This is a genomic window from Xanthocytophaga agilis (assembly GCF_030068605.1).
GTDB classification, from domain to species: domain Bacteria; phylum Bacteroidota; class Bacteroidia; order Cytophagales; family 172606-1; genus Xanthocytophaga; species Xanthocytophaga agilis.
In genome coordinates this window covers 384,788-401,644 of sequence record NZ_JASJOU010000006.1, presented here as the reverse complement: position 1 = coordinate 401,644, position 16,857 = coordinate 384,788, and the positions used below count along the sequence as shown (strand labels likewise).

The window sequence follows — 16,857 nt, the reverse complement described above, 5'->3', positions numbered from 1 at the left end:
TAAAAAATTAAAATGTTTTATACACCTACTCTTGTAAGATGCTGGTTGCTTATTTCTTCTCAGAAATTAATCTGGCTGTGCCAGATATAGTATCATCTCCCAGATTAATTTCTGTCTCAGGTAATACTTTTTGTAATTCGACAGCTCCTTGTGGAGTCACTTTGGTCTGCCATAGGTATAGCTTCTTGAGTTTTTTTAAAGAAGTAAGTTCTTTCAGACCTATATCTGAGACTGAAGTACCTATCAGGTTTAAGTATTCCAGTGAGCTTAGTTTTCCGATTTTTTTCAAATCCAGATCTGTAATGTTGGTATACTCCAAATGTAATCGAGTCAGGTTATTAAATTTACCAATTTCTGCAATTGTTTTTTCTCCAATGGCGAGGTGGCTCATTTTAAGCCAGATGGTCTGCTGTGAAACAGGTGATAATAAAGTGGCCTTTTCATCTGTAAAAGTCTTGACATTAACGAAACTGATTTCAAGTAAATTATTTTCCTGAGCAATAGGCATTACAAATACATTTATTTTTCTTAATGCATCTATTGCTCTCGCATCCGCCTTAGGAACATTAATTATGGCAGGCTTATCTTCTTTGTTCTCAGTATTTCCCCCACTTATAAAAGATGCGAGTACAGGCTTCATATCTTCACTAACTGTCAAATCTGAAATCTTTTTATTAAAAGACGCACCCTGATTAATCCACCATATAAGCATTGCCATCTGATTGTCGCTTAGCTGCGTTTTGCCTTTAGGAGGCATATGATCATCATCTTCCAGTGGTAGGTGTATTCTTTTAATCATTTCACTATCTTCAGCTTTACCAGCGACCAGAATAGGACCATTCTTGCCACCTTTTAGAAGCATCTCAGGTGTATCCATACGCAAATCTCCTTTTTGTTTCTCTGGATTGTGGCAACTAATACAGGTTTGCTCCAAGGCAGGTTGTACTAAATCTTCAAATACCAGTGCCTGATTAATGTCTGTAATTTTCCGGGTAGTTTGTTTTTCTTTTTTCTGAACAGGAAGCCCGGCTAGTGACCGAATAGGTTGAGGCATGTATTGTGTCAGATAGTCAGACCCATGTGTCAGGTTGCCACCATAGTGCCCTGCCGCAAAAATAAGAAATACACAGCCTGTAAAAATAGGAGTATAGATCTTATGTAGAATAGTAGTCTGGCTTCGTTTTAGAAAATACGCAAACCAGCACGAAGCAGCGACGCCATAACCCAGCCACTCATGTGTTTTAAGAGATTCTTTGTCATAGCCACCACTTTTTGATAACATAAAACCTGCTATACAAGCTACTGTGGCACCTAGTGCTCCCCATAACAGAATAAAGCTATTGGCTTCCCGTAATGATTGTAATTTGGGAGATCTGGCAAACACTTCAATAATAGCTGCCATAATCACCATTCCAATAGGAAAATGGACAATCAGAGGATGGAACCGGCCCAGAAATAAGACCCATTCAGGTGTATTTTCAATCTGTCCTAAAATTGGTGTTATGGTAAACATGTAGAATGTAAATCGGATTGTTACGCTAAAATTTTTGTAATTACTTTTCCATGTACATCTGTCAGACGAAAATTTCGTCCCTGGAATGGATAGGTAAGCTTTTCATGGTTAAAGCCCAAACAATGTAGAATAGTAGCCTGGAGATCATAGATATCTGTTCGGTCTTTGATTCCATAATATCCGATTTCATCGGTTTCTCCATGTGTGTATCCTGACTTTATACCTCCTCCAGCCATCCAGACTGTGAATGCTTCAGTATGATGATCTCTTCCTTTAAACTCCATTTGTTTTCCTTCCCGGTTCTCCTGCATTGGAGTGCGACCAAATTCTGCTCCCCATACAACCAGCGTTTCATCCAATAGCCCACGCATTTTCAAATCTTTCAGCAACGCAGTAATGGGTTTGTCTATGTTATGACACAGCGTAGAAAAACCTTTGTCCAATGCATTTGACGGATCATTGCCATGTGAATCCCATCCCCAGTCAAAGAGTTGTACGAAACGTACTCCCCGTTCGGTTAGTCTACGAGCTAACAGACAATTGTTAGCAAAAGAAGATTTTCCGGGTTCAGTTCCATACATTTCATGAACCCATTGAGGTTCGTCCTTAATATCCATCACCTCAGGTACTGATATCTGCATCTTAAATGCCATCTCGTATTGAGAAATTCTGGAGATTGTTTCCGGATCACCAGTTTCTTCATGTTGGATGCGATTTATATCATTGATAGCTTGTAAAGAGGCTTTTCGCAAATCCCTATCCATGCCTTCCGGATTAGCTACATATAGTACTGGCTCACCCTTGCTACGGCATTCTACTCCCTGATATACTGTTGGCAGAAATCCAGACCCGTAACCTGCTTTGCCAGCATCAGGTGCTTTTCCTCCTGAGAGCAATACAATGAACCCTGGTAAGTTTTCATTTTCAGATCCTAGTCCATACGTAACCCATGCTCCCATACTCGGTCTTCCTAACCTGGCATTACCAGTTTGTATCAGCAGTTGAGCAGGAGCATGATTAAACTGGTCTGTGTGCATAGCTTTCAGAAATGAAACATCATCTACCATACTGGCAAATTCTGGTAAATGATGAGATACCCATGTACCAGATTGTCCATACTGCTTAAACAGGGCTTGTGGTCCCAACATTTTAGGCACACCCTTGATAAAAGCAAATCGCTTTCCTTCCAACAGTGAAGGAGGACATAACTGTCCATCTAGTTTTTGAAGCTCAGGTTTGTAGTCAAATAACTCCAACTGAGAGGGTGCACCAGCCATATGCAAAAAGATGACGCGTTTGGCTTTGGGTGCGAAATGAGATGGGAGAGGGGCAAACGGTCTTGATAAATCTCTTACAATACCGGATACTTGTTCCTGTGACGACTTTTTGTCTGCAAAACACCCTGTCAAAGATGCTAAGGCCATAGCTCCAATACCCGTAGTACATTTTGAAAGAAAATGCCGACGGGTCATATATTCAGTTTGACGCTGAATAGCTTCTAAAAATAATGGATTCATAAAATGTCCCCCTCTTTGTATTTTTTAGATCTCAATTCCATCATTCCTTCATAATAAACTCATCTAAGTTCATAATGGCATTGGCAACAATGGTCAGACAGGCTAAATGCCTTTGATCAGAATCTACAGAACTATTCATTCCAACTGTTTGCATAATCCGTTTCTTCTCTGGAACTCTACCTAAAATCTTTGCAATTTCATTCGGATTCTTTTTATAGTATAGATCTGCATTCTGATACAATTTCAGTAATACTTTTGCTATTCGAGTATTGCCATTTTTAAGTAAGGCTCTTTTGTAACCATAGAGCAATTGATCTGATATGCTTCCTCTACTGCATTGCATTTGGGAGGCAAGGCCTCTGGCTGCCGAGATAAAAACTGTATCATTGAGCGTCACCAATGCCTGTAAAGGCGTATTAGTCCGGATGCGACGCGATACACAAACTTCACGTCCGGCAGCATCAAACGTCATTAAAGACGGATAAGGGCTTGAACGTCGCCAGAAGGTATACAGTGCACGTCTGAATGCATCTTCACCATCACTTGTCTTCCATTGTTCTCCACTATACACAACTTGCCATACGCCATCAGGTTGTGGGGGCATAACGCTTTTGCCATACATCTTTTTACTGAGCAATCCACTAACTGCCAGTGCCTGATCTCTAACCTGTTCAGCACTGAGACGAACTCTTGGTCCACGTGCCAGATATCGGTTAGCAGGATCTTTGCTAATCAGTAGTTTACTAGCCCCAGATGACTGCTGATAAGTTGCAGACATAACAATCTGTTGGAGAAGCTTTTTTACACTCCAGTGAAAGTCTGTTTGAAACGACATAGCCAGATAATCCAATAACTCCGGATGTGAAGGTTTTGCACCCTGTGATCCAAAATCTTCCAATGTTTCTACAATACCTGTCCCAAATAATTGCTCCCAAAATCTATTTACTGTTACTCTGGCAGTTAAGGAATTGTCTTTACTAACTAACCATTTGGCTAACCCCAAACGATCTGAAGAATAACTAGCAAAGCTACTTAAAAACTTAGGTGTAATAGGCTGCACCTCTTTTCCTTTTGTTAACCAGTTCCCACGCTCAAATACAAATGATTTACGCTTAAAGTTAGCTGGATTTTCCTGCATAACCGGTGTGTAGTCTATGTCTGATCGGTTAAGTATGGCAAGAAGTGTATCTTTTATTGGAACAAAGTCGGCATGATCCGAACCTGGTATTTTATTCATAAAATAAATCCATCGAAATGAGGCTGCATAATCCTGTATATTTTTAGTCCTAGGATTGTAGGCAATAAAATACAGAGTATGCTTTCCATTTACTGGCTTCAGATCGATAAGCATTTTTCGAAAACTCCAGGCTCCAGGTTTCTTTTCATTTTCAAAAGTAGCTTCAGCAATAACATCTCCATTCAATTTGTCTTTTCGTATTTCTAAACGACAATCACTACTACCAAAGCCCGCATTTAATAATATATGACGCTTGTCTGTAAGATCAACATTTTTAACTCGTGCAAAACCTGTATGGCCAATACCCATAAACTTCCCATCCATAAGAGCAGCATTGGTCAATGTATCAAATGTATGGGGATGTATTTTTGGCTCTGCAATACTAAATAGCTGATTAATCTCAGAAAGACCGTTAGACTTTTCCGATGGTGAGGTGTGAGTGCTGATCCATTTTTTCAGAGAATTTATTTTCTCCTGATCCGCAAGCTTATATTGTGCTAACACGGGAGTTTCATCTGGCACATCTTCATCCCTGGAGTTATTGAAAAAGGCCATTGATTGATAAAACTCTTCGTGCCGTACAGGATCATAAGGGTGACTATGACATTGGACACATCCCATAGTAGTTCCCTGCCAGACTTCCCAGGTATTGTTGACCCGATCAATCACAGAAGTTGTACGAAACTCCTCATCGTCAGTACCTCCTTCATCGTTATTGGTAGTATTTCGATGATAGGCAGTCGCGATAAGTTGACTTTCCGTTGGGTTTGGTAGTAAATCGCCTGCCAGTTGTTCTATTGTAAACTGATCAAAAGGTTTATCTTCATTAAAGGAGTTGATTACATAATCACGGTATCGCCAGATATTGCGTGGCTGGTCTTTTTCATAACCACGGCTGTCTGCATATCGGGCCAAGTCCAGCCACATAGCAGCCCACCGCTCTCCAAAATGTGGAGAAGCTAGCAATCTATCTACCTGCTTCTGATAAGCATTAACGGCTGAATCAGCCAAGAACTCTGCCAGTTCTTTTTCTGTTGGAGGTAAACCAATTAAATCCAGGCTCAATCGACGCAGAAGTGTAGTCTTATCTGCCTGTGGGGCTGGATTTAGATGTACTGTTTTAAGTTTCTGATAGATAAAATTATCGATAACATTATTACCCCAGGTAGTATCTATGGTTGGAATTTCAGGTTTTACTGGCTTCAGGTATGCCCAATGATCCTGCCAGTTAGCCCCATCAGCAATCCACTGTCGTAGTATTTCGATTTCTTCTGGCTTTAGTGGTTCTGCATGATAGGGCATGCGCTCTTCCGGATCAGCATGTACCAGCCTCTTCATAAACTCACTGTCATCTGGATCACCAGGTATAATTGCAGGTTTACCGGACTTTGTCGGTTTTAAGGCATCTTCGCGGGAAAACAGGCTAAATCCACCACTTTCTTTTACCCCACCATGACAGGAAATACACTTGGTATTTATAATAGGACGTACCTCTGCATTGAAGTCTACCTTTTTGTGTGGTCTTATCCATAAAAAAATAAGGACAGCCAGACCACCTATACCCACAACCAGAAAGTTCCTTCTGCGTTTACTCATAAACACTAACCAATACGCTGTTTATAGAATCAGAAAATAGAAAGAAGAAATACTATTGCTTTAGAGACTTCGCTTGCAGAAAAATTTTCGGGCCTCTAACAAATATAATAATTTCATATTACACTTTTCTTTTTTCAAGATTATTTAACAAAATAGTTTATTCAGATATCTATTTTTAACAGATAAGGCAACCCATTAGATGAGTTGCCTTATCTGTTAAACTTATTACCTTTTTTATTTTATTAGATACTCTGCATTTTAGTAGCAGCTAGTTTGCTTTTCTTATAACCATAAGCAAAATAAATAACTAAGCCAATGATTAACCAGATAACAAACATAATCCAGTTAGATAATCCCAACTCTGTCATGAGATACAAGTTGGTTAATATTCCCAATACAGGAATAAGCAGAAAGTCATAGAGGAAGCTCAATACAGACAGCACCAGCCACGTAATCCAGAAAACAATCAATAATGGCTTCTCTTCTAAAGTCTGCATATAGTTTTCCTGCTTTAACGCAAAATATAACCCAATACCAAACAACAACCCTACTATATACTTTCCACTGATGCGAGGCATTTTAAATTTAGAATCTTTGCTCAGTCCTTTCTTATCCATATACAATACACCTCCACATACCATAATAAAAGCAAAGAAAGTACCTACACTTGTCAAGTCAACAAAGAACTGCATATCAAGAAACAAAGATGGAATTGCTACTAGCAAACCTGTAATAATAGTAGCGAAGCCTGGAGTCTTGTATGTAGGGTGAATTTCACTGAATTTCTTCCACAAAAGACCATCCCGACTCATTGTCATCCAAATCCGTGGTTGCCCCAATTGATACACTAACAATGCACTCGTTATAGCCACTACAGCACTTACAGAGATAACCCCAGCAATAAAATCCATATTCACTCTGGAAAATACATAAGCCAATGGATCATCTACTTTTAAATCTTTGTAATTAACCATACCTGTAAGCACCAAGGTAATGATAACATATAACGTTGTACAAATAATCAAGGAGTAAATCATTGCTCTGGGCAAATCTCTTTGAGGATTACTACATTCTTCAGCTGTAGTAGAGATAGAGTCAAATCCAATAAAAGCAAAGAATACTGCCGCAACGCTACTCAAGACACCATTTACACCATTTGGAGCAAAAGGAGACCAATTTTCAGGTTTTACAAAAAAGGCCCCTGCAAAAATCACCAATAAGATTACAGCTAGTTTTAATACTACCAGGATATTACTGGTTGTGCGAGATTCTTTAATTCCCATATATACGAGCCATGTAACCAAAGCAGTAATTATCCCTGCGGGAAGGTCAAGCAATACTTTAACACCTCCAATAGAAGGTGCATTCTGGTAAGCCTCAGCCAGAATGCGTGTATTAGAAGGAAGCTCATTCAAGGTATTATTCTGAATAGCCTCCTGCATCTCTGCAAATGCTCTACCAGAAGAAATTGGGTCTGTAGTAATCCATCGAGGCAGTTCTACACCAAACCCACTAAGCATTGAAGAAAAATATTCTGACCAGGAAATGGCTACCACCATATTAGAAACTGCATACTCCAAAATCAATGCCCATCCAATTATCCAGGCAAATATTTCGCCAAAGGAAACATAGGCATAGGTATAAGCACTACCACTTACTGGAACAGTAGATGCGAACTGGGCATAACATAAAGCGGTAAATACACAGGCAATTGCTACAAAGACAAACAATAAGGAAACTGCAGGCCCGCCATTAAAACTCGCACGCCCAATGGTACTGAAAATACCAGCGCCAATAATAGCTGCAATACCAAAAGATGTTAAGTCTCTGACTTTAAGCATTCGGTTCAATCCACCATGCTCGCTTTCACGTGTACTCAGATCAGTCAGAATCTGACCAACAGTTTTTTTTCGGAATAAATTTTTCACGGATGAGATGTTTCTACAGAAGAAAGGTTTGGTTTTTAGTTGGCTAAAAATAAATATTCTTTGTTACAATAAAATATCTTACATGATTTTCGTTTTACTTTCAATTATACTTTTCACATTCTTAAAGCAATTTTAGTAATATTACATTAGCTGAGTATGAATGCACTATATCAGCCGATTTAGTAAAATACATCTTTTTTATCTATTACCAAGATTTTGTCTTCTAAAAGATATTATTTTATAGCTATGGAAATAAAAAAATATACACGGATTGTCTTGTTAGGATTAGTACTACTAGCTATTCCTTTTTCGGCACATAGTCAGCGGAAGAAAAAAAGTAAGGATAATGCGGCTTATATGGAGGCTGATGCCCGAGCTGCAGCCACTGCGTCCAGAAAACCCCCCGATCCATTTGGGTTTCTAAAGAGCAACGATCAGCACAAAAAGAATAAAGATTGTGGTTGTCCCGGCACAAAAAAAGGAGAAAGACAACGTCGCAAAGAATTTAAAGCCCATCGCAAGAGAAAATAGCATCCTGACAATCTGCATTTTACAACCACAAACACAATAAAATGATAATTCTGACAGACTTTTTTTTGCAACCTGTTTTTAATTATTAATTGTATTTCTATCTTTGCACCCGCAAGCCGGTACGACCAGCTCCTGCTGAATTCCCCCAGGGCTTGACCGCAGCAAGGGTAGGTGGTTGTAGCGGTGCGATACTTGGCTTGCTTTTTGTTTTCAACCCGCAAGGTTTTCAGAAACGTTGCGGGTTTTTTCTTTTGTTTAAAAACAGGGATTTCTACCTTTGCCTGCAATACCTACTTCCACTGGAACCTATCAACAGGTATGATTGTATTTCAAATACATGCAATGCTTCAGTGAAATGTTGAATGTCAAGTCAAACTATTTGATAACTAAATAATTCTTACTTGTCCGATGAAATTTTTTATTGACACAGCCAACCTTAATGAGATCCGTGAGGCTCATGATCTGGGAGTTCTTGATGGTGTAACTACCAATCCTTCTCTGATGGCCAAAGAAGGCATCACAGGAAAAGACAATATTCTGAAACATTACAAGGACATCTGTAACATTGTCGATAATAATGTTAGTGCAGAAGTAATTGCAACAGACTTTGCAGGTATGATTCGTGAAGGAGAGGAACTTGCGGAGATTGATGAGAAAATCGTAGTGAAAGTTCCTATGATCAAAGATGGAATTAAGGCTATCAAATATTTCTCTCAGAAAGGAATTCGTACAAACTGTACACTGGTGTTTTCTGCAGGACAAGCATTACTGGCCGCTAAAGCAGGTGCTTCGTATGTTTCGCCTTTTATAGGACGTTTGGACGATGTAGCTACAGATGGCTTAGATCTTATTGAGCAAATTGTAACTATCTATCAGAATTATGGTTATGAAACCGAAATTCTGGCAGCATCGGTACGCCACCCAATGCATATTGTTAAATGTGCTGAACTTGGAGCAGATGTAATGACAGGACCTTTAAGTGCAATCCTTGCTTTATTAAAACACCCATTGACAGATGTAGGCCTTGAAAAATTCCTGGCAGACTATCGTAAAGGAAACGCATAATCAGGATTTACAATTTTATGTTTCCTTTATAGTGCAAAACACTCCTATAAACTATGTTCTTACGGATTTTTGCATATAGCCAGAATCTGAAATTGTAAAACACTAAATTCATGTATATCATTAAAGTAAAAGGCAAAGCCAAAATCCCGGATTACATTCAGCTACGTGATGAAAACTTTGTACTCATTGCCTATTTTCGAGCAGATCGTCCGTTAAAAAATCTGGAGAAATATGGACTTGCAGGCAAAGAAACAGAATTGGAAAATGTAATTCGGGAATTGCCGTTTGGCAAATTACAGCTTCTAGCCATTTAAAGGCATAATGAATGATTGGTCGAAGGCACCCCAATACCTATAACCAATCATTCATTCAATTAGTGAAAAGTATGTTCTCCGACGATCCCATAGTTCGTGTAAAAGACGCCCAGATATTTCAGGGAGGAAAGCCTATTCTGGATAATGTAAACTTTTCTATTCAGAAAGGAGAATTTATATATCTTATAGGTAGAACAGGTAGTGGCAAAACCTCTCTCTTAAAAACACTTTATGCTGATTTGCCTTTGCAACAGGGCCATATTGCTATTTCTGATTTTGAATTACATAATATTCGAAAAAAGGATATTCCTTACTTACGTAGGAAATTAGGCATTGTTTTTCAGGACTTTCAGTTATTCTTTGATCGTACAGTGACAGAAAACCTCATTTTTGTATTACGTGCTACGGGTTGGTACGATAGTGCAAAAATGAAAAAGCGTATTGCAGAAGTTCTTATGCAGGTAGGTTTGGGATCTGTTGGCAATAAAATGCCACATCAATTATCCGGTGGTGAACAACAACGTATTGTGGTCGCCAGAGCCCTTTTGAATGAACCCCTATTACTTCTTGCAGACGAACCTACAGGAAATCTTGACCCAGAAGTGGCTGAAGAAATTTTGAAACTGTTTTTTGATATCAACAAAAGTGGAACAGCTGTATTGATGGCAACTCATAACCATGCATTTTTGCAAACACATCCAGCCAGAGTGTTGCAATGTTATCAGGGACAAGTACAGGATTCTATTACAGAAGGGCTTTCATCTACAGGATATTGACATTCAATAAACCTTCAAGCGGTTTCAATACTTCATCTTCATTTGTCTCATTGTAAAACTTGCGTAATTTTACCTTGTCTTTACTATTTAACTAGTAGACAATAACAACTAATAGTACAAATCCAATATTTTTTGGTTTGTTATACGGTTTTTACAAAAAAACAACAAAAATCTCTATTAAATCCATAGATTATATAATACATTTGTCCTTATTTTTTCCTTTTTTGTATGCAACAGGAGATAGATAACATAGCCGTTCAGATACAGGAAAAACCTATTGCCGAGGCGATTCGACAGTTGACAGAGTTATTTCCAGGCCAGGTAGCCTTTTCTACCTCATTCGGTCATGAAGATCAGGTAATAAGTGATATCATTTTCAAGAATCGCTTACCTGTACGTGTGTTTACATTGGACACAGGCCGGATGTTTGAAGAAACCTACCAAACATTCTATGAAACACAGGGAAAATACAAGCAAAATATAGAAGTATACTTTCCAGATAAGGCATCCGTGGAAAAGCTTGTAACAGAGAAAGGCCCTTATAGTTTCTATGAATCCGTAGAAAATCGAAAGCAATGTTGCTTTATTCGCAAAATAGAACCTCTTAAAAGAGCTCTGCAGGGTGTGAAGATCTGGATTACAGGTTTGCGCGGAGGTCAGTCAGAAAACCGCCAGCATATGCATAATCTGGAATGGGATGAAGGCAATCAATTAATCAAATACAATCCATTGATTACCTGGACTCTGGAAGAAGTGGAGCAATATATTGACAAGAATCGTGTACCCTACAACAAACTGTACAATAAAGGTTTTAAAAGCATCGGCTGTGCACCTTGTACCCGAGCAATTGAACCAGGAGAAGACCTGAGAGCAGGACGCTGGTGGTGGGAAGTCTCACACAAAGAATGTGGTTTACATGAATCCTCCTCAAGCGAAATTCCAAACGGAGCTTCATCCAGTATTGTAAAATAACAACAATCAGAAACTATAAAGAATCTATATACAGCATGTATACTAACATACTGTATAGTTTAATTACTTATTCCACATCTACTCATTAGAATTATGAGTGTACTCTCAAAGAGAAAATTTCCCCGTCAGCTAGAAGACGAAGCAATTTACATTATTCGTGAAGTTGCCGCACAATTTGACCGTCCAGCATTGCTTTTCTCAGGTGGCAAGGATTCTATTACACTGGTACGTCTGGCTCAGAAAGCATTTTATCCGGCACGCATTCCTTTTCCTTTATTACATATTGATACAGGGCATAATTTCCCGGAAACCATTGAGTTTCGGGATCAGCTAGCCAAGGAACTTCATTTAAATATGGAGGTACGTTATGTACAGGATAGCATTAATCAGGGTAAGGTAAAAGAAGAAACAGGTAAATATGCCAGCCGAAATGCTCTTCAAACGGTAACACTATTAGATGCAATTGAAGAACTGAAACTGGATGCGTGTATTGGAGGAGCACGCCGCGATGAGGAAAAAGCACGTGCAAAAGAACGTATTTTTTCTGTAAGAGATGAATTTGGTCAGTGGGATGCGAAACGTCAAAGGCCAGAATTGTTTGATATACTGAATGGAAAAATAAATGTTGGAGAAAATGTTCGGGTATTTCCAATCAGTAACTGGACAGAACTGGATGTATGGAATTATATTCGTGAAGAAGGTATTGGTATTCCATCTGTTTATTATGCTCACGAACGTGAAATCATTGAAAGAGATGGAATGATATGGCCATATTCAGAATTCCTTCATACAACACCAGATGAAATCGTTCAGCGTCGGGTAGTTCGTTTCCGTACAGTAGGGGATATGACTTGTACAGCAGCCGTTGAATCCTATGCCAATAATATAGATGGCATCATAGAAGAAATTCTCAGCGCAGTTATTTCTGAACGTGGTGCACGTATCGATGACAAGCGTAGTGAGGCAGCCATGGAAAAACGCAAACAAGAAGGATATTTTTAATACGTTTGAATGGTCAAGCCGATATACGGAAGCTGTTAGCCAGACCATTCGCTTACCCCATATTGAACCGAAATGGATATCTTACGATTAAATACTGCCGGAAGTGTAGATGATGGCAAAAGTACATTGATTGGACGTTTGTTATTTGATACCCAATCTATTCCACAAGATAAACTGGAGGCTATTGCAGCATCCAGTCAACGTAAAGGCCTTGACTTCGTAGATCTTTCTCTACTTACAGATGGGCTTATTGCAGAACGTGAACAAGGAATCACTATTGATGTTGCCCATGTGTATTTTTCTACTCCTACCCGCAAATACATTATTGCGGATAGCCCAGGCCACGTAGAGTATACACGAAACATGGTAACAGGAGCGTCTACAGCACAGGTATCTATTATTCTGATAGATTCCCGTCATGGTGTTGTAGAGCAAACATACCGTCACTTCTTTATTTCTACCTTGTTGCGTATTCCCAAAGTATTGGTTTGTGTAAACAAGATGGATCTTGTGAATTTCTCACAGGATATATTCTCCAATATTGTTTCTGATTTTTACGCTTTTGCTGAGAAGATCAAGTTTGAAGGACAGATCATTGATTTTATTCCAGTTTGTAGCCTGCATGGTGACAATATAGCCAAAGGATCAGACAGGATGCCGTGGTATGAAGGAAAGACGCTATTACAGGAACTGGAAACAACAAATCTAAAAGAAAATAATGATGAGTTACCAGCCCGGATGCCTGTACAATATGTAGTTCGTCCACGTACCGACGAATTCCATGATTACAGAGGGTATGCAGGTAAAATAAGCAGTGGAGTTTTTAAGGTAGGAGATACCGTTACAGCGCTTCCATCTGAGCAAACATCTGTTATCAAAAAGATTCAAAAATTTGAAAGCAGTCTGGAAGAAGCACATTCCAAAGAATCTGTAACCCTGCTTTTAACGGATGATATAGATATCAGCAGAGGCAACATGCTGGTAAAAAAAGGTCAGGAGCCTACTGCAGCTAAATACATTGTGGCACACGTATGCTGGATGGCACATGAACCACTATCTATTGGTAAGGTATACTGGTTACAACATGGTAATCAACTAGTGAAGGCTAAGATAGATGCCATTCAGCATGTAATCATACCAAATACATTGGAGCATCAAAGTGCTACTCAATTAAAACTTAATGATATAGCAGTGCTCTCACTTAAACTAGCACATCCTATCTTTGCAGATACCTTTGCGACAAATAGATCCAATGGAGGATTTATTTGTGTGGACCCAGGAACAAATAACACAGTGGGTGTAGGCTTTATTGAAGAACTTTACGAAAGTGTCCCTGTTCAGGAATTCGCGATCTAAAAGATTTATATTTTATGCTGTTTAAAGAAAAGCTGGATTTAGATAATTCAGCTTTTCTTTTACCATTATATGATCAGTTCCTCCACTCAGCATCCCCGCTAACCAGAGGTTAGTACAAGATACCAAATACCTTTTAAAACTCGTATGTAGCCATTGCATTTTAAACGCTATTCATTCATCATTAAGAATAGCTATGTCCTTTTCTACAATATTATCCTCTTATTGATAATTTACTGAAACCTCTCAGATCATTTAACGTTTACTAACCTATCTTCTTAACAACCCACTTGGTATCCCGAACATATGAATATTCAATATGTTAAAGGAGATGCGGCTAAACCTCAAACGGAAGGCAATAAGATCATTTTCCATATTTGCAATGATATAGGAGGATGGAGAAGAGGATTTGTGCAGTACTCTCAAAGAGACAGTCTAAACCTGAAAAACAATACAGGCAGTGGTATAAAAGAGGAGAGAAATTTTCATTAGGTGAAGCACAGTTTGTATCTGTTGAACAGGATGTTATTGTTGCAAATATGATTGCTCAACATGATATACAAATACTAAATGGTATTTCTCCAATTAGATATGAAGCAGTACGGGAAGGTTTAAAGAATGTAGCAAACTTAGCACAATAATCTACTGCCATATACCACGTATAGGGGCAGGTTTGGCAGGAGAAAAATGGGAAATTATTGTGGATATTATTAATGATGAACTGACAGCACTGAATATATCTGTTACAGTATATAACTTGGTGTAGTTACCTATTTATCAGATTACAGAAGTTTATATAGTCTGTAATAACATCAAAAATATTACTTATTAAGTTTCTTTTAGTTCTGAATCCGGATAAATGATAGGTTATTCAAGATAATAGTAGCCTTCCTAAACCAATATACCAGCATTGGAAAACATTCAAGTAAAAACACAAAACAGGTTAGATGCAATTAAAAATTAGTCTTCTTATACAATCTAAAATACTGTTTTGGAGTTATTAGTATGTACAAACATAATTTCTGTTACCTTTTACTTTTATGATGCGATTCCTGTTTGTAATATTTGCGTTTGGATTCATGCTGATAGCAACTGAAGGCCATGCTCAATTCGGAAAAAAGAAAAAGAAGAAGAATGACAAGGATAAAGCTTCCAGTACAGAGGTCTCATCCAAAAGTTCTTCCAATGAGTCTGGAGTATTTTCTTCTGAGATGCGTTTTTCTAAAAAGAAATACCCAACTGCTGAAGAAGGCATACAACGTGCACGTGACTTACGGGAAGCAAATGCGAAAAGAAACAATAAAATAGCCCAGGAAATGGCTAGCAACCCCCGTTACAATGACCCAAGCTATTTTGGACATAAACATAAGCCTAAAAAGCATCGGCCCGGAAAGAAGAAATATTGCAAAGAATGTGGTATTGTCCACTAAAGGAAAAATTCTTAGCAAAAGAGATTAAATAGCTAAAAATCAAGTATTTATACTCACACTATCCATATATCGGATAGTGTTTTTTATTTATATATATTATAGTTATGCTTATATTATAGCCGAGTAACAATACTCTTTTTTGTATATTATTGCTAAAATCCAAAAAGCAGCTATTTGTACCGCCATATAGCTAAAAATTGAACTATTTGCACTTTTTAGACAACTTTTCTGAGTAATTTCCACATTTCATAGCTAACTCCTTTTACTTTCTGGTGAAACGTCCTATATTGTAAAACAAGTTGTTCTTAGCTCACCGTACAAATCTTGGAATTATGAAAACAAACTCCTTACTAAGTGCACTCGTTGGCACTTCTTTGACCGCTATAGGTATAGCAGGTTGTACCGCAAGTGGTCAGGTTGACAACTCTTCTTCTAAAGAAATACTTCCTGTAACAAAGCTGATTACTAAAGACACTATATTACTACATGAATATGTAACCGATATTCAGGCAGTACGCAATGTAGAGATTAGAGCACGGGTATCAGGTTATCTGGATAAAATACTGGTAGATGAAGGAAAAGAAGTAAAAAAAGGCCAACCCTTATTTCAAATCAACGATGCGGAATACAAATCTGAACTAGCGAAAGCAAAAGCTGCATTAACCAGTGCTATTGCAGAAGCGAAGACAGATGAACTGGAACTAGATAGAGTTAAATTATTGGTTGAAAAAAAGGTTATTTCCAAAACAGAACTTGAAGTAGCCAAGGCTAAACTTGCTGTTGCAAATGCCCGCATTGAAGAGGCTCGTTCTGCTTATGCAAATGCCGAACTCAAATTGTCTTATACGTTCATTCGTGCTCCTTTTGACGGTATCATTGACAGGATACCTTTAAAGACAGGTAGCTTGATTGACGAAGGGGCATTACTTACTACAGTTTCGGACATAAACGCTGTCTATGCTTATTTTCATGTCTCTGAAAATGAGTACCTACAATACATAAAGACCAAGCTCAGTGGTGCCAAGCCTAATTCGGCAAATATCAAACTAATTCTGGCAGATGGTACAAACTACGAGCAAAAAGGAAAAATTGAAACAATGGAGGGGGAATTTGATGAGAGTACTGGTTCCATCGCATTCCGCGCCCATTTCCCCAATCCAGAAAAAATCCTCAAACATGGATCTACTGGTAAAGTTCGTTTAGCCAACGATGTTGACAATGCCTTAATGGTTCCACAAAAGGCTGTTTTTGAAATTCAGGATAAAAATTATGTGTATGTAGTCGATGGTAACAACAAAGTAAAAATGAAGGAATTTAAGCCTAAAACACGCTTCTCACATTTTTACATTGTAGATTCCGGATTACAGGCAGGAGATAAAGTTGTTTATGAGGGTATTCAGAACATTCGTGAAGGATCTCAGATTGTTCCCGAATTTATAGCAATGGACAGCCTTCTTACAACTACTCATGGTAAGTAATTAGTAGTCTATTCTTGCTTCAAAAGAGGTCTTGCCACCAAAGGGATACTCCATTTAACAAATACTATATTTTTTATTTCATTAACATTCAAGTTTATTCGTACTAACGGACTTTTAAGCAAGGTTCGGCCTATTTCTATTTATA

General features: G+C 38.3%; 14 protein-coding genes. 10 read left to right on the top strand and 4 right to left on the bottom strand.

Annotated elements, in window-relative coordinates; genetic code table 11:
• Window positions 1-49 precede the first annotated feature (49 nt).
• From QNI22_RS19765 to QNI22_RS19750, 4 genes are all read right to left on the bottom strand, one after another.
• Window positions 50-1,513 carry a c-type cytochrome domain-containing protein gene (locus tag QNI22_RS19765; RefSeq protein ID WP_314513314.1) on the bottom strand — a complete coding sequence of 488 codons (1,464 nt, stop codon included), beginning with the start codon at window positions 1,511-1,513 and terminating at the stop codon, window positions 50-52.
• Window positions 1,514-1,533: 20 nt separating this feature from the next.
• The gene (locus tag QNI22_RS19760) at window positions 1,534-3,030 is read right to left on the bottom strand and encodes a DUF1501 domain-containing protein (RefSeq protein ID WP_314513312.1); all 1,497 of its coding nucleotides are present in this window, start codon (window positions 3,028-3,030) and stop codon (window positions 1,534-1,536) included.
• 40 nt (window positions 3,031-3,070) lie between these two features.
• Entirely contained in the window at window positions 3,071-5,863 is a 2,793-nt protein-coding gene (locus tag QNI22_RS19755) for a DUF1553 domain-containing protein (RefSeq protein WP_314513310.1), read from the bottom strand.
• Between the two features lie 242 nt (window positions 5,864-6,105).
• Window positions 6,106-7,791: an amino acid permease gene (locus tag QNI22_RS19750; protein ID WP_314513308.1), complete on the bottom strand. Its 1,686-nt coding sequence runs from the start codon at window positions 7,789-7,791 to the stop codon at window positions 6,106-6,108.
• Window positions 7,792-8,037: 246 nt separating this feature from the next.
• Here QNI22_RS19750 and QNI22_RS19745 point away from each other — a divergent pair, with 246 nt between their 5' ends.
• The 10 genes from QNI22_RS19745 to QNI22_RS19700 all read left to right on the top strand — a co-directional run bounded on the left by QNI22_RS19745 (window position 8,038) and on the right by QNI22_RS19700 (window position 16,712).
• Entirely contained in the window at window positions 8,038-8,322 is a 285-nt protein-coding gene (locus QNI22_RS19745; RefSeq protein WP_314513307.1) for a hypothetical protein, read from the top strand.
• A 408-nt stretch (window positions 8,323-8,730) separates the two neighbouring features.
• The gene (gene fsa / locus QNI22_RS19740) at window positions 8,731-9,387 is read left to right on the top strand and encodes a fructose-6-phosphate aldolase (protein WP_314513306.1); all 657 of its coding nucleotides are present in this window, start codon (window positions 8,731-8,733) and stop codon (window positions 9,385-9,387) included.
• 110 nt (window positions 9,388-9,497) lie between these two features.
• The gene (locus tag QNI22_RS19735) at window positions 9,498-9,701 is read left to right on the top strand and encodes a fructose-6-phosphate aldolase (protein ID WP_313980817.1); all 204 of its coding nucleotides are present in this window, start codon (window positions 9,498-9,500) and stop codon (window positions 9,699-9,701) included.
• Between the two features lie 71 nt (window positions 9,702-9,772).
• Complete coding sequence (locus QNI22_RS19730) at window positions 9,773-10,477, top strand: cell division ATP-binding protein FtsE (protein WP_314513303.1); 705 nt, start codon at window positions 9,773-9,775, stop codon at window positions 10,475-10,477.
• Between the two features lie 228 nt (window positions 10,478-10,705).
• On the top strand, window positions 10,706-11,449 hold the full coding sequence (locus QNI22_RS19725) for a phosphoadenylyl-sulfate reductase (protein WP_314513301.1): 744 nt from the start codon (window positions 10,706-10,708) through the stop codon (window positions 11,447-11,449).
• 93 nt (window positions 11,450-11,542) lie between these two features.
• Window positions 11,543-12,451, top strand: a complete 909-nt coding sequence (gene cysD, locus QNI22_RS19720; protein ID WP_314036972.1) for a sulfate adenylyltransferase subunit CysD — start codon at window positions 11,543-11,545, stop codon at window positions 12,449-12,451.
• A gap of 72 nt (window positions 12,452-12,523) precedes the next feature.
• The gene (locus QNI22_RS19715; protein ID WP_314513299.1) at window positions 12,524-13,807 is read left to right on the top strand and encodes a sulfate adenylyltransferase subunit 1; all 1,284 of its coding nucleotides are present in this window, start codon (window positions 12,524-12,526) and stop codon (window positions 13,805-13,807) included.
• A 303-nt stretch (window positions 13,808-14,110) separates the two neighbouring features.
• Complete coding sequence (locus QNI22_RS19710; protein WP_314513298.1) at window positions 14,111-14,296, top strand: macro domain-containing protein; 186 nt, start codon at window positions 14,111-14,113, stop codon at window positions 14,294-14,296.
• 548 nt (window positions 14,297-14,844) lie between these two features.
• The gene (locus QNI22_RS19705) at window positions 14,845-15,234 is read left to right on the top strand and encodes a hypothetical protein (protein WP_314513297.1); all 390 of its coding nucleotides are present in this window, start codon (window positions 14,845-14,847) and stop codon (window positions 15,232-15,234) included.
• Between the two features lie 332 nt (window positions 15,235-15,566).
• Entirely contained in the window at window positions 15,567-16,712 is a 1,146-nt protein-coding gene (locus QNI22_RS19700; protein WP_314513294.1) for an efflux RND transporter periplasmic adaptor subunit, read from the top strand.
• The last annotated feature ends 145 nt before the right edge of the window (window positions 16,713-16,857 follow it).